Here is a 20,766-nt window from a genome sequence, read left to right as displayed (position 1 = left end):
CGCTGTCCATTAGAGCGCAGCGGCCAGCGGCGGTCTTGCGCCGGCTCAAGCTGTGTTGCTGAAACTGTTAATTGATCAAAATCAAGACCGCTGTGGCCGTTTGTCTGAATCATAGGGGAATGCATGGCAATCATGGCAACCCGGGGATGACACGATGGCGACACTGATACACGATCTGATCTTTGAAACGGCGCAGCGCACGCCGCAGGCGCCGGCCCTGTCGTGGCAGGGAGAGGAAATGCACTATGCCGCGCTGGCGCAATCCGTGCGCGAGGCGGCCGGCGCCCTGCTGGCCCTGGGCTTGCAGCGCGGCGCGCGCGTGGCCGTGTACCTGGAAAAACGCCCGGAAAACGTCAGCGCCATGTTCGGCGCGGCGGCGGCCGGCGGCGTGTTCGTGCCCGTCAATCCGCTGCTCAGGCCGGAGCAGGTGGCGTATATCCTGGCCGATTGCAACGTGGACATCCTCGTCACCTCGCGCGAACGCCTGGCGCAGCTGGGCCCTGCGCTGGCCGCCTGCCCGGACTTGCGCACGGTGCTGCTGACGGGCGGAGCGCTGCCGGAATCGCGCCTGGGCAAGGTGCGCGTGCTGGCGTGGAGCGCCGTTCCCGCCAATGTGCCCGCCGACGCGTCCGCGCCCCGGCCGCATGCGGCGATCGACGCGGACATGGCCGCCATTCTATATACCTCGGGCAGCACGGGGCGGCCGAAAGGCGTGGTGCTGTCGCACCGCAACATGCTGGCGGGCGCGCTCAGCGTGTCGGGCTATTTGCGCAATACGCCGCAAGACCGCATCCTGTGCGTCTTGCCGCTCAGTTTTGATTACGGCCTGAGCCAGCTGACGACGGCGTTTGCCAGCGGCGCCTGCGCCGTGCTGATGAATTATCTGCTGCTGCGCGATATCGTCGAAGCCGTGGAGCAGGAAGCCATCACGGGACTGGCCGCCGTGCCGCCCCTGTGGGTGCAGCTGTCGCAGCTGAGCTGGCCCTTGTCCACGCCCTTGCGCTACATCACCAATTCGGGCGGCGTGATGCAGCGCGCCACGCTCGACCGGTTGCGCCAGTCGCTGCCGCGCGTGCAGGTGTACCTGATGTATGGCTTGACGGAAGCGTTCCGCTCCACGTATCTGGCGCCGGAACAGCTGGAGCGGCGTCCCGATTCCATCGGGCAAGCGATCCCCAACGCGGAAGTGCTGGTGCTGCGCCCGGACGGCAGCACGTGCGACACGGACGAGCCGGGCGAACTCGTGCACCGTGGCGCGCTGGTGGCGCTCGGCTACTGGAACGATGCGGCGCGCACGGCCGAGCGCTTCAAGCCGCTGCCGCCCCAGGCGAGCGGCCTGGTGCTGCCGGAACTGGCCGTCTGGTCGGGCGACACGGTGCGCCGCGATGCGGACGGCTACCTGTATTTCGTGGGCCGCAGCGATGACATGATCAAGACGTCCGGCTACCGGGTCAGCCCGGCCGAGATCGAGGAAGTCGTGTATGCGAGCGGGCTGGTGGGCGAGGCGGCCGCGCTGGGTTTGCCCCATGCCGTGCTGGGCCAGGCCATCGCCTTGCTCGTCACGCCCGCGCCGGGCGTCGTCTTGCTGCGCGACAGCGTGCTGGCCGCCTGCCGCGCGCGCCTGCCCAGCTATATGGTGCCGCTGTGGGTGGATATCCGCGACGGCGTGTTGCCGCGCAATCCGAACGGCAAGATCGACCGCCCCTTGCTGGCCAGGGAACTGGCGCATGCATATGCGGTCCAATCAGGAGATGCGGCATGAAGGACTTGATACGCTCGAACAATACGGAATTGCCGTCGCACCAACCGCTGCGCCAGTTCGCAGTGGAAAACGACATGCTGCAGATCGGCGGTGTTTCCCTGCGCCGGCTGGCCCAGCGGGTGGGCAGCACGCCGTTCTACGCCTATGAGCGGGCGCACATCGCACGGCGCGTGGCGGATTTGCGCGCCGCCTTGCCCGCCGGCGTGCACGTGCATTACGCCATGAAGGCCAACCCCATGCCGGCCGTGGTGCAGTGGCTGGCGGGGCTGGTCGATGGCATCGACGTGGCGTCCGGCGGCGAACTGGCCACCGCGCTCGATACGCCCATGCCGGCCGAACGCATCAGTTTTGCGGGGCCGGGCAAGAGCGATGGGGAACTGGCGCGGGCCGTGGCCGCTGGCGTGCTGGTCAACGTGGAATCGGGCGCCCAGCTGGAACGCCTGGCGCTGGCCAGCGAACGGCTGGGCCTGACGGCCAGGGTGGCCGTGCGCGTGAATCCCGATTTCGCCTTGCGCCGCACGGGCATGCGCATGGGCGGCGGGGCGCAGCCGTTCGGCGTCGATGCGGCCCTGGTGCCGGCGCTGCTGGGGCGCATCGGCCAGCTGGGACTGGATTTTCACGGCTTTCACCTGTATGCGGGTTCGCAAAGCCTGTCGGCGCAAGCCTTGGCCGAAGCGCAGGCGCTCAGCGTGCAACTGGCCCTGCAACTGGCCGACAGCGCGCCGTCGTCCTTGCGCACCCTGAATATCGGCGGCGGCTTCGGCGTGCCGTATTTTCCCGGCGACCAGGCGCTGGATCTGGCGCTTGTCGCCGAAGGCTTGCAGCGGCAGCTCGCCATCCTGGCCCAGGAAGCGCCCGGCGCGCGCCTGAACCTGGAACTGGGCCGCTATCTGGTGGCCGAGGCGGGCGTGTATGTGTGCAAGGTGCTTGAGCGCAAGGTGTCGCATGGACAGGTATTTCTCGTGACGGATGGCGGCTTGCACCATCACCTGGCCGCATCCGGCAACTTTGGCCAGCTGATCCGCAAGAATTACCCGGTCGCCATCGGCAACAGGCTGCTGGGCGGGCCACGCGAAGTGGCGTCCGTCGTGGGGCCGCTGTGCACGCCGCTGGACTTGCTGGCCGATCAAATGGAGATGGCGCGCGCCGAGGAGGGCGACCTGGTGGTGGTGTTCCAGTCGGGCGCCTACGGCTTGACGGCCAGCCCGACGGCCTTTCTCGGCCATCCGCTGCCGGCCGAGGTGCTCGTATGAGCGGCCTGTGCGGTTGGCTGGCCGCGCCTGGCGCGGTGGCGCACGGCGCTGCGTCCGATGGCGCTGCGGCCAATGCGGCCACGGCGCTGACAAGCATGGCGGCGCCCCTGTCGCGTTTCGATGGCGCGCCGCTGGCCAGCAGCTTGAGCGAAGTGGGCGGCGTGGCCGTGGCCGCCATCGACGGCAGCCGCCATGTGTATCAGCAAGATGGCTTGCAAGTGGCCCTGTGGGGCCGGCCCGAGCTCGACGGCTCGGCCGACGACGTGGCGTGCCGCCTCGCTTCCCTGTGGCTGAGTCGGGGCGTGGCGGCTTGCGCCAGCCTGTCCGGCCCCTTCGCGCTGGCCATCCTCGACGCCTTTTCCGGCTCGGCCCTGCTGGCCGTGGACCGCGCCGGCATGCATCCGCTCAGCTATGCGAGCAATGCGCAAGGCCTGTTCTTTGCCTCCTCGGCGGACGCCTTGCTGGCCCATCCGTCCGTGCGGGGCGCGCTCGATCCGCAGGCCCTGTATCACTACCTGTACTTCCACATGGTGCCGGGCCCGGCCACGGCTTACCTGGGCCAGCAGCGCTTGCTGCCCGGCGAATACCTGCATATGCGGGGCGGCAAGCAATGCAAGGGCAGCTATTGGCAGCTGGCCTTCCAGGAGCCGGCGGCGCGCACGCGGGCCACCTTTGCCAGCAACAAGCAGGAATTCCTGCGCCTGCTGCGACTGGCCGTGGAAAGCAGCCTGGGCGCGGATGGGGCGGACACGGGCGCGTTTCTCAGCGGCGGCACGGACAGTTCCACGCTGGCCGCTATCATGGGGCAAGTGACGGGCCGGCCCGCGCGCACGTATTCCATCGGCTTCGACTTTCCCGGCTATGATGAAATGGCGTATGCGCGCCTGGCCGCCAGCCATGCGGGCAGCCTGCACCACGAACGCTATGTGACGCCAGGCGACGTGCTGGCCGCCATCCCCGCCATGGCGGCCATTTTCGACCAGCCTTTCGGCAATGCCTCGGCCATTCCCGCTTACTATTGCGCGCAGATGGCGCGCGAGGATGGCGTGACGCGCTTGCTGGGCGGCGACGGCGGCGATGAACTGTTTGGCGGCAATGAGCGCTATGCGCACCAGGCCTTGCTGTCGCAGTACGAGCGCTTGCCCGTCATCTTGCGCCAGGCCATCATCGAACCGCTGCTGTTCCGTGAACAGACAGGTAAACCGTGGAGGCTGGGCGACAAGGCGCGCCGCTACATCGAGCAAGCCAGCTTGCCGCTGCCGGCCCGCCTCGACGGCTATAACTTGCTGCTGCGCCATGGTTACCGCACGGTGCTGGAAGCGGGCTTCATCGATACCATCGACCCCGGCATGGCGCCTGGCTGCGTGAATGGCGCATATTGGGAGCGGCAAGGCCAGGGCTTGAGCCAGATCAATGAACTGCTGGCCCTGGACATGCGCTTCACCCTGGCCGACAACGACTTGTTCAAGGTGCGCAAGGCGTGCGAACTGGCCGGCGTGGAAGCGGCGTTTCCCTTCCTGCACGATGCGATGGTGGCGTTTGCCGCGCGCCTGGCGCCGCGGGACAAGCTCGACGGACAAAATTTGCGGCCGTTCTTCAAGCGGGCGCTGGCCGAGATCTTGCCGCCGGCCATCGTGCGCAAGAAAAAGCACGGCTTCGGCCTGCCGTTCGGCCAGTGGCTGCACAGCCACGTGCCGCTGCGCGAGTTTGCCTTCGACAACCTGACGCAGCTGCGCGGGCGCGGCATCGTGCGGCCCGCCTTCATCGACGATCTGCAAGGGCGCTTGCTGGCGGAACACCCGGCCTATCACGGCACCATGGTGTGGCTGCTGCTGATGCTGGAACAGTGGCTCAGCCAGCATCCGGGCGCGCTGGGTGCGCTTGCCGGCGGTTTTGCCGCATGCGCCACAGAAACGCCAGCCGTCCTCGATCCCACGGCGTAAAGCGGGGCAGCTGCAGCAGGTCGAGATCCGCGCCGGGGCGCGCCACGCCCCAGTCCGTCGCGACGGCCGCCTGGAAACCGAGGCGCTTGACCATCGCCACGTGCGGCGCGCCATAATCGCGCCCGGCCTTGCCGTTCGGATAGGCAAACAGGGTGACGGGCGCCTGGACCAGGCTTTCCAGCTGCTGCTTGCCATTCGCGATGTCCAGTTGCGCTGCCCGCTCCGCCAGGGTCGATAGAATCGGATGGCTGGCCGTGTGCCCGCCCAGCGTCATGCCGGCCCCGTGCAGCTGGCGCAGTTGCGCCGTGCTCAGCATGGCTGGCGCGCTTGCCCGGGCGCCCGCCATGCGGCTGATCTGCATGGCCAGGCGCTGGCGCTGCGCGAAGGGCAGGTATTTGAGCCGGCCCAGCAAGGTGGCGACGGCCGCCTGCCGCTGCGCCAGGGTGGCGACGGGGAAGGTCCCCAATTCCTGTGCGCGCAAGTCCAGCACGGCGCCTGGCGCCTGGCGCACGGCGTCGATCACCGTGTCGTTCCACATCTGTCCCCCGTCCAGGTAGCCCGTGGCGATAAAGAACGTGGCATGCAAGCCGTGGCGCAGCAGCAGCGGCAGGGCGACTTGCGCATTGTCCGCATAGCCGTCGTCGAAGGTGATGCAGGCGGCGCGCGGCGGCAGGCTGCCATCCTGCAGGCGCCGCACGGCGTCGCCCAGCGGCAGCGGCGTATAGAAACGCTTTAACAGGCGCAACTGGCGCTGGAACAGGGCCGCATCGACTTCGCCGGGAAACAGCGGGTCGGGCCGCGCCAGCACGCGGTGGTAGATCAGGATGGACAAGGCGGCCGTCATGGCTGCTCCGCGATGGCCGTGCGGGGCTTGGCCTGGCGCAATGTCGGGGCCGGCGCCTGCTGTTCGACGACGATGCGCGTGGCGATCAGGGCGGCCATCAGGTAATACGGCATGTCGAAATACAGCAGGCTGAGGAAGGCGCCGCCCACGGCAAAGCCGATCAGGCTGGCCTGGCTCATGGTGGCCAGGCCGTGCGCCCAGCGCAATTCCGGCTTGCCCCGCGTGCGGCGGATGATGGCGGCCGCCGTGCGCCAGGTGGCGATGCCCAGCGCCAAGTAAATCAGCAAGCCGATAAAGCCGTGTTCGCCCAGCGCCTGGAAGTAGATGCTGTGCGCCGCGTGCACATCCATGGGGTTCGGCGCATAGCGGGCGAAGACGGCGGCGTCGGAGACGTCGAAGCCGCCGCCGGAAAAGCGGTCGCGCGCCAGGTTCCAGGCCATGCGCCACGCATTCAGGCGGCCCATGGCGGATTCGTCGTCCTGGTAGGTATTGATGGTGTCCATGCGTTCGGCCCAGCGCTCGGGCATGAAGGCCAGCAACAGCGGCGTGACCGCGGCGAGCAGCGCGCCCAGCACCAGCTTGCGGTCGCTTTTCAGCCACATGAACAGGCCCATGGCGGCGATGGCCAGCAAGCCGCCGCGCGAATACGAGCCCAGCGCGGCGAGGGCCGACAGCAGCATGGCCCCGGACAAGCCGTGGCGCAGCCAGCGCCGGTCCGTGTTTTGCTGTAAGTAATACATGAGGGGGATGGTGATGATCAGGGCCAGGGCCAGCGCGTTGTTATCGCCGATAAACGTGTCTTCCGGCCCCCACACCCGTTCCGTGCCGCCGCTGCGGATGGTGAAGATGCCGCCTTTCACGCCGTAATAGCCGATCGAGCCCACCAGCACCCAGACCAGGCGCACGATGTCGCGCCGCGAGCGTATCACCATCATCACGACAAAGCTCATCAGCATGATCTTCATGACCTTGTTCCACTGCACCCACGACGACTGGGGCAGCAGGGCGAACGGCGCCGTCACGTTCATCCACGCGACGAACAGCAGCAGCAGCACGCTGACGGGCGTCAGCGGCAGGTTCTTCGGTTCGCGCGTCATGAGCAGGCCCAGCAGGGTGGCGATGGCGATGATGAAGGCGAACGGCATGTGGGTGGCGAAACCCCAGCCCTGCGTGTGCGGGTTCATGACGCTGACCCAGACCCACATCAGGCCGCCGATGGCCGGCGCCTTCAGGATGAAGGGCAGCGAACCCAGGATGATGACGGTTATCAATATGTCGCGCATGAAGGGGGACGCTCCTGGTGTTGCCCGGGTTGCCAAGGTCTTGATGCCTGTCAACGGGCTGGCGGGCAGGCTCAGTACACTGGTTCAATACCGCCCGGCGTTGTTGAAACTGCCAATCAGTTTTGTCATGGTAAGACCAAGGAGGCATGTCCTTGTTGACCGTTCTCATGGCGACCTACAATGGCGCCGGCACCTTGCCCCAGGTATTGCGCGCCTACATGGGCTTGCAGTCGCCCGTGGGCGGCTGGCGCCTGGTCATCGCCGACAATGGCAGCACCGACGCCACGGCCGAGGTGATCGCCGCCTTTCGCGGCCGCTTACCCTTGAGCTATATCTACGTGGCGCGGCGCGGCCGCAGTCCCGCCCTGAACGGCGCCGTCGAACACGCCTTGCGCCAAGGGGGCGATGGCGGCGAACTGTTCGTGTTTGGCGACGACGACGCCATGCCCGCATCCGACTGGCTGTGCCGCCTGCAGGACAGCGCGCGCGCCCACCCCGGCTACGCCCTGTTCGGCGGCGCCATCGTGCCCGCCTGGCGCGAGCAACCGGAGGAGTGGCTGCTGCGCCTGACGCCCGTCGGCTTGACGTGGGGCATCACCAGCGCCGACTTGCGCGACGCCCCCGTCTATCCTGGCCTCGTCTGGGGCGCCAACATGGCGATACGCCGCCGCATCTTCGAGGCGGGCGCACGCTATGACGATAGCATCGGCCCGCAGGGCGCCAATTACGCCATGGGCAGCGAAACCCGGCTCAACCTGGAGATGCATGCGGCCGGCAACCCTTCCTGGTTCTGTCCGCGGGCGCAAGTGGCGCACATCATCCGTGCTCCGCAAGTGCGGCGCGCCTGGATACTGCGCCGCGCCATGCTGTTCGGCCGGGGCCAATGCCGGCTGGCGACCTTCGCCCCCAGCGTGGAGTTGCTCGGCGTGCCGCGCTGGATGCTGGGCAGATATGTGCGCGATACCCTTGGCGCCGTGCGGGCCTGGCTGCGGCGCGACCACGCCGACCTGTTCCTGCGCCAGTGGGAACGGGCCTGGCTGCGCGGCTTCTTCCATGAAGCGTGGCGGGGGCGGCGCAAACGCTTGCCGCGCATCGTCATCAGCAGTTATTCGGGCGAGCTGGGCGGCATGGAACTGCGCATGGCGCAAGAGGCAAGGATGCTGGGCGCGAACGGTTATGACAGCGTGCTGGCCCTGCGGCGCTTTCCCGGTTTCAACCAATGGGCGCAAGGCTTGCGCGCGCAGCATCTGCAGGTGCGCGTGTATGAGCCGCCCTTGTTTCTCGAACACTGGGCCTGGCGGCGCTGGAACTGGCTGCGCGCCAGGCTCACGGGCGCGTGGCGGCTGCGGCGGCTGCGGCCCGATATCGTCCACGTGGCGTTTTGCTGGACCAGCTATGGCGCTTCCATCCTGTGGCTGGCCCGGCAATGCCGGCTGCCGGCCGTGATCAGCGTGCACAATGCGTTTCCCTTGGAACCGTTCAGCGACTGGCAGCGGCCCCGGCTGCAGGAAGCGTTTCGCACCGTCAAGGGCGTGTATGCCGTGTCGGCCTCGTCCATGCGGCATTTCCTCGACCTGTACCGCGACATGCTGGCGCCGGACACGCGGCTGGCCGTGATTCCCAACGGCGTCGATACGGAGACGTTCATCGTCTCGCCGGAACGGAGAATGCTGGCGCGCAAGCAGCTGGGGCTGCCGCCGGACGCCCTCGTGCTCGGCTGCGTGGCGCGGCTTTCCGCACAGAAGCGCCCGCAAGCGCTGCTGGCCCTGTTAGCCCGCCTGGCGCCCCGGTTTCCCAATTTGTATGTAGTACTCGTGGGCACGGGGCCGCTGGACGCCATGCTGCGGCTGCAGGCGCAACAGACTGGCTTGCAGGACAGGGTCGTGTTTGCCGGTTTCCAGCAGCGCGTCGAATGGCTGATGCCCGCCTTCGACCTGCATGTGTTGCTGAGCAAAAATGAGGGTTTCGGCATCGCCACCATCGAAGCGATGGCGTGCGGCGTGCCGGCCGTGGGGACGGATGTGCCGGGCACCCACGATATCCTGCACGACAGCGCCGGCGGCTTGCTGCTGCCGCTGGACGACGAGCACGCGGCCTGCGCGGCCGTGGCACAGCTGCTGATGGATGCGCCACGGCGCGCCCGCATGGGACGGCTGGCGCGCGAAGAAACCGTGCAGCGCTATTCGATGCCGCGCCTGGAGCGCCAGCTGCGCCAGTTCTATGCCGGCCTCGTGTAGGCGCCGGTCACGGGGATGAACGCCACCCGCCATTCGTTTTTCTTTTCCTTCGCCGAAAAATACACGGTGCTGTTGCTGGGCATCATCGCCACCATGGTGCTGTCGCGCCTGTTGACGCCGGCCGAGGTGGGCGTGTATTCGCTGGGCGCCGTGCTGGTGGCCCTGGCGCAAGTGGTGCGCGACTTTGGCGTGGGGCAATACCTGATCCAGGAAAAGCAGCTCGATGCCGTGAAATTGCGGGCCGCGCTGGCCACCAGCCTGCTCGTCGCCTGGCTGCTGGCCGGTGTGGTGCTGCTGGCCAGCGCACCGCTCGCGCAATTCTATGGCGAACCCCGGCTGACCCTCGTGCTGCGCCTGCTGGCGATCAATTTTGTCTTGATTCCGTTCAGCGCGCTGACCTTGCCGATGCTGCGCCGGCAACTGCGCTTTCGCGCCATCTACGCCATCAACGCGGCCAATAGCGCCGTCAACCTGCTGGTGGCCGTGCTGCTGGCGCTGCAGGGCTGCAGTTATATGAGCATGGTGTGGGCGGCGCTGGCCGGTTCCTGCGCGTCGCTGCTGGTGAGCCTGCTGGTGCGTCCCAAGGAGCTGCCGTGGTTGCCGGGACGGCGCGGCATGGGCGCCATCGGCCGTTTTGGCGCGTATGCGACGGGGGGCGGTCTCGTCGACGAGGCGGGCGTGGCGGCGCCGGACCTGATCATCGGCAAGCTGATCGGCATTGAAAGCCTGGCCCTGTTCGGCAAGGCGCAAAGCGTGCTCAATATCTTCAACCAGGCCATTACCAGCGCCATTTCTCCCGTCGTGTTTCCCCTGTTCGCGGCGCGTGCCCGCGGGGAAGGGGGGCAGGGCGGGGCGGAACTCGTGTATCTGCGCACGATCAGCTACATGACGGCGCTGGCCTGGCCGTTTTTTCTCTTTCTCGCCTGCATGGCTTTGCCCTTGGTCAAGGTGTTGTATGGCACGCAATGGCTAGGCTGTGTGCCCTTGATCCGCATCATGTGCCTGTCCTCGGCCGTGTATAGCATGTTCAGCATGGCCCGCTACCTGTTCGTGGCGACGGGCCAGCTGCAGGCGCAAGTGCGGCTCGATGCCTGCGCCGGCGGCATCAAGGTGGCGCTGCTGCTGGCGGCGGCGCCGTTCGGCCTGCTGGCCGTGGCCTGGGCCGTGGTGCTCAGCAACGTGCTGCGCAGCTGGCTGAACTACGGCTGTCTGCGGCGCTTGAGCGCCTTGGACTGGCGCATCCTGGCGCGGGCTTTGCGCAAGAGCCTGCTGCTTTGCGGTGTCAGTGGCGTCGCGCCCGTCGCTGCGCTGCTGTGGCTGCCCGTGGACACGCCGGCGCTGCTGGCGCTGGCGGGCACGGCGCTCGTCACCTTGCTGTGCTGGCTGGCGGGGATTTTCCTGTTGCAGCATGAGCTGGCCGGAGAATTTTTGTTATTGCAACGCAAGCTGGCGGGGCGCTGGCTGGCAGTCAAATGGACGAAAGGATGACCATGCGTGTCGGTATCTTGTCCTACCCGATGCTGTTCCAGCGCGACGGCGGCTTGCAGATCCAGGTACGCGAAACCATTGCCGCGCTGAACCGGCTGCCCCAGCTGCCGGCGCGTCCCCTGGCCGTGCAGCTGGTCGACGCCAACCATCAGCGGCTGGCCGATTTCGACGTGCTGCACGTGTTTTCGGCGAGCAATGGCACCTACCGCATCATGGAAATGGCCAGCGAGCAAGGCGTGCCCGTGGTGCTGTCGCCGCTGCTGTCGCCGGGCTGGGGCCGGGCCAGCGCCTGGCGCGCGCGGCTGGCCGACCGGCTGGCGGGGCGCCTGACGGAGTGGATGGTGCAGACGAGCTATGCGCAGACGCGGCGCGCCCTGCAGCTGGCCGACGTGGTGATCGCCCTGGGCGAGGCGGAGCGCGACGCCATCGTGCACGGTTTCGGCATGCCGGCGCAAGCCATCCGCGTCTTGCCGAACGGGATCAACCCGCATTTCTTCACGGCCAATGGCGACTTGTTCTTGCGCGAGACAGGCATCGCGGGGCCGTTCGTGCTGATGGTGGGCAGCATTTCGCCGTATAAAAACCAGCTGGGGCTGGCCCAGGCGCTGGCGGGCGCCGGCTTGCCCCTGGTGCTGATCGGCGCCGCGCCGCGCGAACAGCAAGCGTATCTGCAGCAATTGCTGGACTTGCCGCACGTCAGCTGGCTGGGCGCGCTCGACCACGCCGACCCGCTGCTGGCCAGCGCCTACCATGCGGCGGCCGTGGCGGCCTTGCCCAGCCAGGGCGAAGTGTTTCCCTTGAGCGTGCTCGAAGCGCTGGCGGCCGGCACGCCCGTCGTCATGACGGCGCAAAGCGCGCTGGACTTGCCCGATTCCGCGTTTGCGCTGCGCAAGGTGCGCTGGGACGATGGCGCCGCGCAACGCCAGGCCATCCTCGCATTGCTGGCGCTGCCCCCCGGACGCGCCAGCGTGCAAGCCCTGGTGGAACGTTTTACGTGGGAAAGGGTGGCGGCGCAGATCGCCGAGTGTTACTACCAGGCGCAATCGCTGCCTGCCAGGAGGCAACATGCTGTTTAATTCCTTCGCCTTCCTGTTCGGCTATCTGCCCATCGTGCTGGCCGGCTATTTTCTGCTGGACCGCTGGGCCACCGCCGGCGCCTCCGCCAGCTGGCGCCGCCTGGCACCGGCCGCTTGGCTGGCCGGCGCATCGCTGTTCTTCTATGCCTGGTGGGATGTGCGCTACCTGCCGCTGCTGCTGGCGTCCATCTGCGTCAATTACGCCGCCGGGCGCCTGATCGGCGCGCGCGCAGGCGCGGCCCGCAAGCGCGTGCTGCTGGCGGCGCTGGCGCTGAACCTGGGTTTGCTCGCCTACTATAAATATGCGAATTTCTTCATCGACAGCGTGAATGCCGTCGCCGGGCTTGCCGGTGCTGGCGCTGGCAGCCTGCCGTGGTCCGGTCTCGACATCATCCTGCCGATCGGCATCTCGTTCTTTACCTTCACGCAGATCGCCTTCCTCGTCGATTGCTACCGGGGCGAGGTGCGCGAATACCGTTTCATCCATTACGTGCTGTTCGTCAGCTACTTTCCGCACCTGATCGCCGGGCCCGTGCTGCACCACCGCGACATGATGCCGCAGTTCGCCGACCCGGCCAACGCCCACCCGCGCGCGGCCAATTTCGCCATCGGCCTGTCGATCTTTACCATCGGCCTGGCAAAAAAGGTGCTGATCGCCGACAACCTGTCGCCGCTGGCCATCCCCGTCTTCGCGGCCGGCGCCACGCCCACCCTGATCGAAGCGTGGATCGGCGTGCTGGCCTATACCTTCCAGCTGTACTTCGACTTTTCCGGCTATTCCGACATGGCCATCGGCCTGTCGCGCCTGTTCGGCGTGAAATTGCCGCTGAACTTCAATTCGCCGTACAAGGCCGCCAATATCGCCGACTTCTGGCGCCGCTGGCACATGACCTTGTCGCGTTTCCTGCGCGACTATCTGTATATTCCCCTGGGCGGCAGCCGCCGTGGTGTAGCCATGCGCTACCGCAACCTGATGCTGACCATGCTGCTGGGCGGCCTGTGGCATGGCGCCGGCTGGACCTTCGTCATCTGGGGCGGCTTGCACGGCCTGTACCTGGTGTTGCAGCAGGCGTGGCAGCGCGTGTTCGGCGCGGCGCCGGGGTACCGCTGGCTGCGCTGGTGGCCGGGCTTGTTGACCTTTCTTGCCGTCATGCTGGCCTGGATCTTTTTCCGCGCGCCCGACGTGGCCACGGCCTGGGATATCGCGGGCGCGCTGGTGGGCGCGAACGGCGTGAGCTTGCCGCGCGGCCTGGCCAGCCATGGAACCAGCCTGGCGCAGTGGGGCCTGCATCCCGCGTTCGACGGCATTCGCTGGATCGAACTGGCGGGACCGGGCTTGCCCGTGCTGCTGGCGGCGATGTTGCTGGCCTTCAAGGCGCCGAATACGCAAGAAATATTCTTTCTCTACGAGCCTGCCATTGAAAGAATCTTTCAGCCGGCAGGGCGCTGGGCCTTCAGCTGGCGCCCCACGCGCCGCTGGAGCGTGGGCTTCGCCGCGCTGTTCATCGCCTGCATCTTCGGCATGAACCGGGTCACCGAATTTCTCTACTTCCAGTTCTGAGCATGGATACCGCCGCCTGCCGCTACCTCACCGGTTTTTTCGCCTGCGTCGGCCTGGTGCTGGGCGCCGTCTCCTTGCTCAATTACCAGGTCGATCCCTATCTGCTGCACCAGTGGGACAGTCCCTTGCTGCAGCGCCCGCGCCAGCTCAATGAAAAGCTCGGCGCCTGGGCCAAGACCTACGCCGTGGCGCGTTACCGGCCGGCCGTCATCTACATCGGCAATTCGCGCACGGAACTGGGCTTGCCGACGGGCGTGCGCGCCTTGTTCGACGGCAAGAGCGTCTTCAACAGCGCCGTGTCCGGCGCCTCGATCGGCGACGCCATCCGCCTGGCCGAGCATGCGGCCAGGGTCAGTCGCGTCGAGACCATGGTGTGGGGCATCGACGCGCCCACTTTTTCCCTGGACATGGGGGCGGCGCGGGTGGAAGACAGCCTGACGGGCGCCGAGCATGGCTTTTTCGCCCGGCGCGCCCTGGTCAACCTGAAGCGCGGCCTGACCCTGGACATGACGGAAGACAGCGTGCGCATCCTCACGGGCAAGGCTGGCGACGTCTGCCGCTCCAACCTGGCCCTGTACGGGCAGCGCGACGAGACGTGCACCCGCAAGGGCATGCGGCACTGGCTGGGAACGAAGGACGCCATTCCCGTGCGGCTGCAGGAATTCGGCGACGGACTGGGGCCGACGCCGCCCTCGACACTGGCGCTCGACGCCAGCATCGGCAAGCTGTGCCGCAGCAGCCTGCGCCTGCGCCTGTACATCAACCCCACGCACGCGCTGACCTTGTACGCGCTGTACTGGCGCGGCAAGTGGGATGCCATGCAAGCCTGGCAGCGTGGCCTGGTGCAGCTCGTCGAGCGCCACCGCCTGCACGGCTGCGACGTGCGCCTGCATGATTTTTCCGGCTTCAACAGCATCACGACGGAAGCGACCCCGCTCGTCAGCGGCAAGCCCGACATGCATTATTACTGGGAAGTGTCGCACTACCGGGACAATGTGGGCCGTTTGATCCTGGCGCGCCTGTTCGGCGGCGACACGCCGCCGCCGGCCGATTTCGGCGTGGAACTGACGCAGGCCAACGTCGACGACCACCAGGAGGCCATGCGCGCGGCGCGCGACCGCTATGGCGTGGAGCACGCGCGCGAGACGGCCTATGCGCGGCGGGTGCTGGACGGGCCGCTGATCCGGCGCTGAACGCCATTTCTCTACTCATGTTGCTACTTCCCGTGCTGACCATGGATACCACCGCCCGCCGCTATCTCGCCATCTTCTTCGCCTGCGTGCTGGCCGCGCTGGCCCTCGTGTCCGCCGTCAATTACCACGTCGATCCGTATCTGCTGCACCAGTGGGACAGCCCGCTGCTGCAGCGATTGCGGCCGACGACCGAAAAGCTCAGCGTGTGGGGCAAGACGTATGCCGTGGCGCGCTACCGGCCGGCCATCGTCTACATCGGCAATTCGCGCACGGAAATGGGCTTGCCGACGCATCGCGTGCGCACCTTGTTCGAAGGCAAGAGCGTCTTCAACAGCGCCGTGTCAGGCGCCTCCATCGGCGAAGCCATGCGCCTGGCCGAGCATGCGGCCAGGGTCAGCCATGTCGACACCATGGTGTGGGGCATCGACGCGCCTTCGTTCTCGCTGGAACTGGGCTCGGCCGGCGTGGAACCGGGCCTGACGGACCCCGGCCCCGCGTTTTTCGCGCGGCGCGCCTTGCTCAACATCAAGCGCGGCCTGACTGTCGACATGACGCGCGACACGTGGCGCATCCTCAGCGGCAGCTATGACGGCGTCTGCCTGTCCAGCCTGGCCTTGCACGGCCAGCGCGACGAATCCTGCCTCACCAGCCGCAACCGTACCTGGACCGGCACGGCGCGCGCTTTCACGCCGCGCCTGCAGGAATTCAGCGACGGCCTGGGCCCCACGGCGCCCGCGCTGCAAGCCTTCGATGCGAGCGTCGGGAAACTATGCCGCGGCGGCACGCGCTTGCGCCTGTACATCAATCCCACGCATGCGCTCACGCTCGACGCCCTGTACTGGCGCGGCAAGTGGGCTGCCATGGAAGCGTGGCAGCGCGACCTGGCGAACATGGCCGGACGCTACCGGCGCCAGGGCTGCGACGTGCGTCTGCTTGATTTTTCCGGCTTTAACAGCATCACCAGCGAAGCGATCCCCCAAGTGACGGGCGCGCGCGAGATGCGCTATTACTGGGAAGCGTCGCACTACCGCGACAATGTGGGCCGCATGATCCTGGCGCGCCTGTTCGGCGGCCCGGAGCCGCCGCCGGCGGACTTCGGCGTGGAGCTGACGCAGGCCAGCATCGACGCCCACCAGGCGGCCATGCGCGCCGCGCGCGAGCGCTACCACGCGCAGCACGCCGAGGAAACGGCCTACCTGCGCCACGCGCTGACCTTGCCCCGCGAACCCAAATAGGCGACCGGCGGCGCCAGCCGTACGGCGTGGGGCAGGGCGCTTGCGCTATGATAATGTTTTGCCATCCAGCAAGTTCCAGGACTCCCCATGAAAATCGCCTTCTTTGCCAGCCAGCCCTACGACCGCCGTTTCTTCGACGAAGCCTTGCCGGCCCAGCCCGATTCCGCCGGCATCGAACTGGTCTACCACAGCGCCTTGCTGAGCCAGGAAACCGTGGTCCTGGCGCAAGGGGCCGACGCCGTGTGCGTCTTCGTCAATGACGTGCTCGATGCACCCGTGCTGGAAGCCTTGCATGGCTACGGCGTGCGCGCCATCCTGCTGCGCTGCGCCGGCTACAACAACCTCGACCTGGAAGCGGCCAGGCGCCTGGGCCTGTTCGTCGCCCGCGTGCCGGCTTATTCGCCGGAAGCCGTGGCCGAATACACCTTGGCCCTCGTGCAAACCCTGAACCGCCACACGCACCGCGCCTACGCCCGCGTGCGCGAAGGCAATTTCTCGCTGGACGGCTTGCTGGGCGCCACCCTGCACGGTAAAACGGTCGGCATCGTCGGCACGGGCAAGATCGGCCTGGCCACGGCGCGCATTTTCAAGGGTTTTGGCTGCACGGTGTTGGGCCACGATCCGTTCCCGGCGCCCGCGTTCGCGGACCTGGGCACGATGGTGGAGCTGCCGCGGCTGCTGGCCGAGTCCGACATCGTCTCGCTGCATTGCCCGCTGATGGACAGCACGCGCCACATGATCAGCGAAGCAACCTTGCCGCTGATGAAGAAGGGCGCCATGCTGGTGAATACGTCGCGCGGCGGCTTGATCGACACGGGCGCCGTCATCGAGGCGCTCAAATCGCGCCAGCTGGGCTCCCTGGCCATCGATGTGTATGAGCAGGAAAGCAATCTGTTCTTCCAGGACCGCTCGTCCGACATCATCGACGACGACATCTTCCAGCGATTGATGACCTTCCCGAACGTGCTGGTGACGGGCCACCAGGGCTTCTTCACCATGGAAGCGCTGCGCGAGATCGCCGCCATCACGTATCACAACCTCGCGTGCTTCCGCCAGGGCAAGGCGTGCGAAAACAGCGTCTTAACTAGCTGATACTTGCTTCCTGGGCTTGGGCGGCGGCTTGGGTTTCGGCAGCGGCAAGGCGTCCGCCGTGCGCCGCGCCAGCTGGCTCAGCCAGTCGCGCTCGTCCCACAGCCCGCCATCGATGAGGAAATACGGCTTGGCTTGCGGATAGGGCGGCGCTTCCTGCAGCGTGCCTTGCGCGCCGATCCAGGCGCGGCCCGCGTCCGTCGGCTTGATGAACAGCTGGTCGTCGGCGACGATGGCGAACATCTTGCCGTCGCAATACAGGCCATACTCGCCAAACATCTTTTTCGCGCTGATGCTGCCCGCGCCCGCCAGTTGGTCGAGCAAAAAATCCACCGTGCCTTGCTGTGATGCCATGTCGTCCTCCGTGTGAAAGAACAGTGTAGCGCACTGGCCAGGATGGGCCGCGGCGGCTACACTATCGCCATTATTTATTTTGCATTAGCTATTTTGCCATGACACCCCAGCATATTGTTCACCGCGGCATCCGCATCGCCACCCTGGCCGCCTGCGATGCCATCGAATCCCATTGCGCACCGGGCCAGACGGCCATCCGCGAGCAGGGCGACGGCTGGTGGCTGTACTTTGTCGACGAGGATGGCAAGGTCGACGGTTATGACAGCCCGTTCGCCAGCCATGCCGAAGCGCTGTGGGCGGCCAAGGCCGCAGCCGAGTTCAGCGCGCAATGAAGGCCAGTCCCTGGGCTTTCCTGGGCTTGCCGCAAGCCCCTGTGCCGGAAGCGGAAAGCGCGGACTACGGCGCCTGCCGCGCCGAGCTGCACGGCAAACGCCTGGTCTTGCGCGTGGCCAAAACCACGCCGACGAAGATCGGCCAGTTCGTCACCGTCTGGAAGCGCCCCCATCCCGACGCCGACATCGCCCCGCTGGATGAAGCGGACCCCGTCGACATCGTCATCATCGCCGTGGCTGACGACGTTGGCGCGCGGCACGGCTTTTTCATCTTCCCGCGCAGCGTGCTGATCGAGCGCGGCGTGATGTCGCGCGCCGCCCAGGGCGGCAAGCGCGCGCTGCGCGTGTATCCGCCCTGGTGCGCGCCTGAATCCACCCAGGCACAGCGCACGCAGCGCTGGCAGGCGGCGTGGTTTGTGGCAGCCGGGGATCAGCAGGGGCTGGCAAAGCTGCTGGACATCGCCTGACGTTTCCGGCCCAGGGGCAGATATACATACTGAACAGCATGGGAAAGCGGGAATGAAGTCCTTTTTTGATGGAAAAATTTATCTGACGCTTTTTGTCGTGTTCGCGATCTTCGTTCTTTCCCAGCTGGGGCGCAGTGACACGCCCAAGCGCGGTCCCGACGTCATGCAGTTCATCGAGAGCGACCTGGCCGAGGTGCTGAAGAACGGCGGCAATGTGATCGACCGGGCGAGCCGGGTGCAGCTGCATGCTGTGGTCTATTCGGTGCGTTTCAAGGACGAGGGCTGGAGCGCTGCGCTGCGCGACAGGAATATCGCCACCTTGCGCAGGTTGGACTGGACGCAGCGTGCACCGGCCGTGCTGTGCAAGATGGGCGCGCAGGCGACCATCGGGGAAGGTGAGAGCATGTATCGTGGCCAGGGCACGAATAGCATCAATTTCGACTATAGCGCGAAGACCGTCAGGGCGTGCGCGGCGCCGGCCCCATCGTCGAGTTACTAGCGCTTTGGGGCGGCTCCAGTATCCGGTGCGCGATCGCGTCGGAATGGCAGCGTTGCCCTGCCTGCCTGGACAGGAAATTCAAAGAAAAAAGAGAGTGAAATGCAATTGCTTATAAATAAATATGGTCAGCACATCATTGATGCGGCGGCCAGGCTCTCGCAGCGTGAAAATGTTGCAGTATTGATCAATTTCATCAGGCGCCAGGCGCCATTGATGGCGCAATTCGATGTCCACTATGGTGAAAACAGGTCCCGGTATTTTTTGAACATGGTCGAACTGTCATTGAATGGGGAGGCCTGCTTTCAAGATGAACAGGTATTGGGGGATATGCTGGCGACCCTTGATTCGGAAATTCCTGACAGCGAGGAGTTTGGCGATATCGAGGGCGATCTTGCACAAAATGCGCTTATTTCAGCCAGTTATGCGATTCAGTACATGCAATATGGCAAGCTTGCCGATTTTTGCGCTTCGATTGAAAGAGTGCTTGAGACTGTGGATGTACTCCACTACTCAGAAAATCCCGATTACGATGAGCGCAAAGCGATGATGCGGGAAATCGGATTGCTTGACCTGCTCGTACGCGGGGTTAGCGCCCCCCTGACGAACACGGTGCTTGAAAATCTGGACGAGATCGCCAGAAATGCGCCGATAGGGGCAGATAGCGCTGAAATTTCTTGATGGCTGCCACCACCTCGGCTGTGGCGCAATCTCCGCCCAGGCACAGCGCACGCAACGCTAGCAGGGTGGTTTGTGGCGGCGGAAGATCAGCCAGGGCTGGCAAAGCTGCTCGGGCCGTGATTGTTTCCGTTCACCTTAGAATTTATCTGCACCTTGCCGCTGTGATATAAGGGCTTGAGAAATCTCTTTTTATCAGGATGGTAATAAAATCTTTATTGAGGTATTGTCATCGTCCGCTGGCGGCCAGAAGCAGCCGTTGACTTCATGAGTGACAGAGAGTTGACCATTCGAATGCAGTTTTTAAATCCACGAATCAAAGAATTCATTATTGTCTGTGTGATATTGACCTCATGTGCGACATCCGTATTCGCGCAGGAGCCGGGGCGAATGGCCCAGGTTGCAAAAGAGTCGTCTGGGGCCGAAAGCTGGCTGCATATCTATCGGGATGTATCGCCAATGATCGTTCCAGCCGATAAAGGCCCATATGACGAATATCTGAATTTAGATCATGTGGAAGTCAAAGGGGAGTGGGTACTGGTGCATATAAAGACCATTCGTGATGGACCTTCCACGGAGTACCATGGCAAGCTGATACTGAGCACCTTGGCTATTGCCTGCGAACGGGTCAAGTTCGGCCACCCTTATATAGCCGGCTTTCACGATGTGGAAGGACGCATGCCGATGCACGAAACCACCCTTACCTTTGCGGAGCTGGATCGGCTTGCCAGTGGGCGTATACCTGCCGCAAATTCGCCAAGTGCAATCTATTATCGCTTTGCCTGCCTTGGCCTTAAGCCGCGGCCAGAGGAGGTCGGGTGGACTGGGTCCTGAAAAGGACGGCGACTTCCTCCTGCCACCTTCAGTCAGTCGAGCACAGGGGAAATTCAATGACGCCGTGACAACTTCCAACGGAACCGTATTGTGCAATCCAGCCTATGAATATTAACTACACATCCGATCAGCCATGCGCCGAGGCGTTTAAGGCCCTGTACGACACGACTGGCTGGGGGCCAATATCGCGCGGGACTGCTTTCTATCAAGATTCACTTGACGGCTCCTGGTGCGCGCGATCAGCCTATTTTGGCGGCCAGTTGGTTGGTTTTGTGCGTGTCATTTCGGATGGCCGCTTGCATGCGTTTGTCACCGAGATGATTGTTCACCCCGAATTTCAACATCAAGGAATCGGGGCCGCGTTGCTTAGTGCAATTCTTGACGATTGTCGCGATGCTGGCATTTCAGATGTCCAGCTTTTCAGTGCCAAAGGCAAGTCGATATTCTACGAAAAACTTGGATTTTCCTCACGGCCGGAAGATTCGCCTGGCATGCAATTCAATGCAGCCACCTGACTAGTCGTTCAAACCATCGCTGAATGACAGTTGCGGAGCAAATCGTATGTCTCATGTGGCGCGGAAATTCCCAATAACGGCAACCGGCCAGAAACGGACGCCTGGACGCTTGCCAATTCGTCTGGC

Annotated in this window: 19 protein-coding genes; 16 read left to right on the top strand and 3 right to left on the bottom strand. The window is 65.3% G+C overall.

Translation table 11 applies throughout. From position 1 onward, the window contains the following. The first annotated feature begins 154 nt into the window (after nucleotides 1-154). The 3 genes from O0879_RS04975 to O0879_RS04965 are packed head-to-tail and all read left to right on the top strand — an operon-like array spanning nucleotide 155 to nucleotide 4,958. On the top strand, nucleotides 155-1,762 hold the full coding sequence (locus tag O0879_RS04975) for an acyl-CoA ligase (AMP-forming), exosortase A system-associated (protein ID WP_289915060.1): 1,608 nt from the start codon (nucleotides 155-157) through the stop codon (nucleotides 1,760-1,762). Then, nucleotides 1,759-3,015: a pyridoxal-dependent decarboxylase, exosortase A system-associated gene (locus O0879_RS04970; RefSeq protein ID WP_289915058.1), complete on the top strand. Its 1,257-nt coding sequence runs from the start codon at nucleotides 1,759-1,761 to the stop codon at nucleotides 3,013-3,015. The genes O0879_RS04975 and O0879_RS04970 overlap by 4 nt, the downstream gene beginning before the upstream one ends. Next, nucleotides 3,012-4,958 (top strand): asparagine synthase-related protein, encoded by a 1,947-nt coding sequence (locus tag O0879_RS04965; RefSeq protein ID WP_289915055.1) that lies wholly within the window; start codon nucleotides 3,012-3,014, stop codon nucleotides 4,956-4,958. The genes O0879_RS04970 and O0879_RS04965 overlap by 4 nt, the downstream gene beginning before the upstream one ends. Here O0879_RS04965 and O0879_RS04960 read toward each other — a convergent pair. Beyond that, the gene (locus tag O0879_RS04960; protein WP_289915054.1) at nucleotides 4,867-5,802 is read right to left on the bottom strand and encodes a polysaccharide deacetylase family protein; all 936 of its coding nucleotides are present in this window, start codon (nucleotides 5,800-5,802) and stop codon (nucleotides 4,867-4,869) included. The two genes, O0879_RS04965 and O0879_RS04960, sit on opposite strands and share 92 nt — an antisense overlap. Then, nucleotides 5,799-7,085 carry a putative O-glycosylation ligase, exosortase A system-associated gene (locus O0879_RS04955; protein WP_289915053.1) on the bottom strand — a complete coding sequence of 429 codons (1,287 nt, stop codon included), beginning with the start codon at nucleotides 7,083-7,085 and terminating at the stop codon, nucleotides 5,799-5,801. Before O0879_RS04955 ends, O0879_RS04960 begins: the two co-directional genes overlap by 4 nt. 152 nt (nucleotides 7,086-7,237) lie before the next feature. Between O0879_RS04955 and O0879_RS04950 the strand changes: the two genes are divergently transcribed. From O0879_RS04950 to O0879_RS04920, 7 genes are all read left to right on the top strand, one after another. Beyond that, nucleotides 7,238-9,322, top strand: coding sequence for a glycosyltransferase (locus tag O0879_RS04950; RefSeq protein WP_289915051.1), 2,085 nt, complete (start codon nucleotides 7,238-7,240; stop codon nucleotides 9,320-9,322). A gap of 15 nt (nucleotides 9,323-9,337) precedes the next feature. Then, entirely contained in the window at nucleotides 9,338-10,810 is a 1,473-nt protein-coding gene (locus O0879_RS04945; RefSeq protein ID WP_251348848.1) for a lipopolysaccharide biosynthesis protein, read from the top strand. Between the two features lie 2 nt (nucleotides 10,811-10,812). Then, entirely contained in the window at nucleotides 10,813-11,886 is a 1,074-nt protein-coding gene (locus O0879_RS04940) for a glycosyltransferase family 4 protein (RefSeq protein ID WP_289915047.1), read from the top strand. Next, nucleotides 11,876-13,447: an MBOAT family O-acyltransferase gene (locus O0879_RS04935; RefSeq protein WP_289915044.1), complete on the top strand. Its 1,572-nt coding sequence runs from the start codon at nucleotides 11,876-11,878 to the stop codon at nucleotides 13,445-13,447. The genes O0879_RS04940 and O0879_RS04935 overlap by 11 nt, the downstream gene beginning before the upstream one ends. 2 nt (nucleotides 13,448-13,449) lie before the next feature. After that, nucleotides 13,450-14,640, top strand: a complete 1,191-nt coding sequence (locus O0879_RS04930; protein WP_289915043.1) for a hypothetical protein — start codon at nucleotides 13,450-13,452, stop codon at nucleotides 14,638-14,640. Between the two features lie 41 nt (nucleotides 14,641-14,681). After that, complete coding sequence (locus O0879_RS04925; protein ID WP_289915041.1) at nucleotides 14,682-15,875, top strand: hypothetical protein; 1,194 nt, start codon at nucleotides 14,682-14,684, stop codon at nucleotides 15,873-15,875. A gap of 87 nt (nucleotides 15,876-15,962) precedes the next feature. Beyond that, on the top strand, nucleotides 15,963-16,967 hold the full coding sequence (locus O0879_RS04920) for a 2-hydroxyacid dehydrogenase (RefSeq protein WP_289905068.1): 1,005 nt from the start codon (nucleotides 15,963-15,965) through the stop codon (nucleotides 16,965-16,967). Here the strand turns inward: O0879_RS04920 and O0879_RS04915 are convergent. Next, nucleotides 16,956-17,318, bottom strand: coding sequence for a TfoX/Sxy family protein (locus O0879_RS04915; RefSeq protein WP_289915037.1), 363 nt, complete (start codon nucleotides 17,316-17,318; stop codon nucleotides 16,956-16,958). The two genes, O0879_RS04920 and O0879_RS04915, sit on opposite strands and share 12 nt — an antisense overlap. A gap of 98 nt (nucleotides 17,319-17,416) precedes the next feature. On the opposite strand from O0879_RS04915, the gene O0879_RS04910 reads away from it, so the two are divergent. From O0879_RS04910 to O0879_RS04885, 6 genes are all read left to right on the top strand, one after another. After that, nucleotides 17,417-17,650: a hypothetical protein gene (locus tag O0879_RS04910; RefSeq protein WP_289915034.1), complete on the top strand. Its 234-nt coding sequence runs from the start codon at nucleotides 17,417-17,419 to the stop codon at nucleotides 17,648-17,650. After that, entirely contained in the window at nucleotides 17,647-18,117 is a 471-nt protein-coding gene (locus O0879_RS04905; RefSeq protein WP_289915032.1) for a MepB family protein, read from the top strand. The genes O0879_RS04910 and O0879_RS04905 overlap by 4 nt, the downstream gene beginning before the upstream one ends. 52 nt (nucleotides 18,118-18,169) lie before the next feature. Then, a complete protein-coding gene (locus O0879_RS04900; protein WP_289915030.1) occupies nucleotides 18,170-18,616 on the top strand; it encodes a hypothetical protein in 447 nt (148 codons plus the stop codon). A 99-nt stretch (nucleotides 18,617-18,715) separates the two neighbouring features. Then, entirely contained in the window at nucleotides 18,716-19,294 is a 579-nt protein-coding gene (locus tag O0879_RS04895; RefSeq protein ID WP_289915029.1) for a hypothetical protein, read from the top strand. A gap of 264 nt (nucleotides 19,295-19,558) precedes the next feature. After that, entirely contained in the window at nucleotides 19,559-20,125 is a 567-nt protein-coding gene (locus O0879_RS04890) for a hypothetical protein (protein ID WP_289909835.1), read from the top strand. Between the two features lie 104 nt (nucleotides 20,126-20,229). Then, entirely contained in the window at nucleotides 20,230-20,640 is a 411-nt protein-coding gene (locus O0879_RS04885; RefSeq protein WP_289915028.1) for a GNAT family N-acetyltransferase, read from the top strand. Nucleotides 20,641-20,766 lie beyond the last annotated feature (126 nt).

Origin of the sequence: Janthinobacterium sp. SUN120 (assembly GCF_030397735.1) — a bacterium.
Classification (GTDB): Bacteria; Pseudomonadota; Gammaproteobacteria; order Burkholderiales; family Burkholderiaceae_D; genus Janthinobacterium; species Janthinobacterium kumbetense.
Note: the sequence above shows the minus strand (reverse complement) of the source record. Positions and strands in the feature narration are given on the sequence as shown.

What these genes read in the sequence shown, in the direction of transcription:
- O0879_RS04900 (WP_289915030.1), top strand. Translation starts at nt 18,170, where the DNA reads ATGAAGTCCTTTTTTGATGGAAAAATTTATCTGACGCTTTTTGTCGTG.
- O0879_RS04925 (WP_289915041.1), top strand. Translation starts at nt 14,682, where the DNA reads ATGGATACCACCGCCCGCCGCTATCTCGCCATCTTCTTCGCCTGCGTG.
- O0879_RS04935 (WP_289915044.1), top strand. Translation starts at nt 11,876, where the DNA reads ATGCTGTTTAATTCCTTCGCCTTCCTGTTCGGCTATCTGCCCATCGTG.
- O0879_RS04905 (WP_289915032.1), top strand. Translation starts at nt 17,647, where the DNA reads ATGAAGGCCAGTCCCTGGGCTTTCCTGGGCTTGCCGCAAGCCCCTGTG.
- O0879_RS04895 (WP_289915029.1), top strand. Translation starts at nt 18,716, where the DNA reads ATGCAATTGCTTATAAATAAATATGGTCAGCACATCATTGATGCGGCG.
- O0879_RS04975 (WP_289915060.1), top strand. Translation starts at nt 155, where the DNA reads ATGGCGACACTGATACACGATCTGATCTTTGAAACGGCGCAGCGCACG.
- O0879_RS04890 (WP_289909835.1), top strand. Translation starts at nt 19,559, where the DNA reads ATGAGTGACAGAGAGTTGACCATTCGAATGCAGTTTTTAAATCCACGA.
- O0879_RS04945 (WP_251348848.1), top strand. Translation starts at nt 9,338, where the DNA reads ATGAACGCCACCCGCCATTCGTTTTTCTTTTCCTTCGCCGAAAAATAC.
- O0879_RS04940 (WP_289915047.1), top strand. Translation starts at nt 10,813, where the DNA reads ATGCGTGTCGGTATCTTGTCCTACCCGATGCTGTTCCAGCGCGACGGC.
- O0879_RS04970 (WP_289915058.1), top strand. Translation starts at nt 1,759, where the DNA reads ATGAAGGACTTGATACGCTCGAACAATACGGAATTGCCGTCGCACCAA.
- O0879_RS04930 (WP_289915043.1), top strand. Translation starts at nt 13,450, where the DNA reads ATGGATACCGCCGCCTGCCGCTACCTCACCGGTTTTTTCGCCTGCGTC.
- O0879_RS04955 (WP_289915053.1), bottom strand. Translation starts at nt 7,085, where the DNA reads ATGCGCGACATATTGATAACCGTCATCATCCTGGGTTCGCTGCCCTTC.
- O0879_RS04885 (WP_289915028.1), top strand. Translation starts at nt 20,230, where the DNA reads ATGAATATTAACTACACATCCGATCAGCCATGCGCCGAGGCGTTTAAG.
- O0879_RS04965 (WP_289915055.1), top strand. Translation starts at nt 3,012, where the DNA reads ATGAGCGGCCTGTGCGGTTGGCTGGCCGCGCCTGGCGCGGTGGCGCAC.
- O0879_RS04910 (WP_289915034.1), top strand. Translation starts at nt 17,417, where the DNA reads ATGACACCCCAGCATATTGTTCACCGCGGCATCCGCATCGCCACCCTG.
- O0879_RS04960 (WP_289915054.1), bottom strand. Translation starts at nt 5,802, where the DNA reads ATGACGGCCGCCTTGTCCATCCTGATCTACCACCGCGTGCTGGCGCGG.
- O0879_RS04920 (WP_289905068.1), top strand. Translation starts at nt 15,963, where the DNA reads ATGAAAATCGCCTTCTTTGCCAGCCAGCCCTACGACCGCCGTTTCTTC.
- O0879_RS04915 (WP_289915037.1), bottom strand. Translation starts at nt 17,318, where the DNA reads ATGGCATCACAGCAAGGCACGGTGGATTTTTTGCTCGACCAACTGGCG.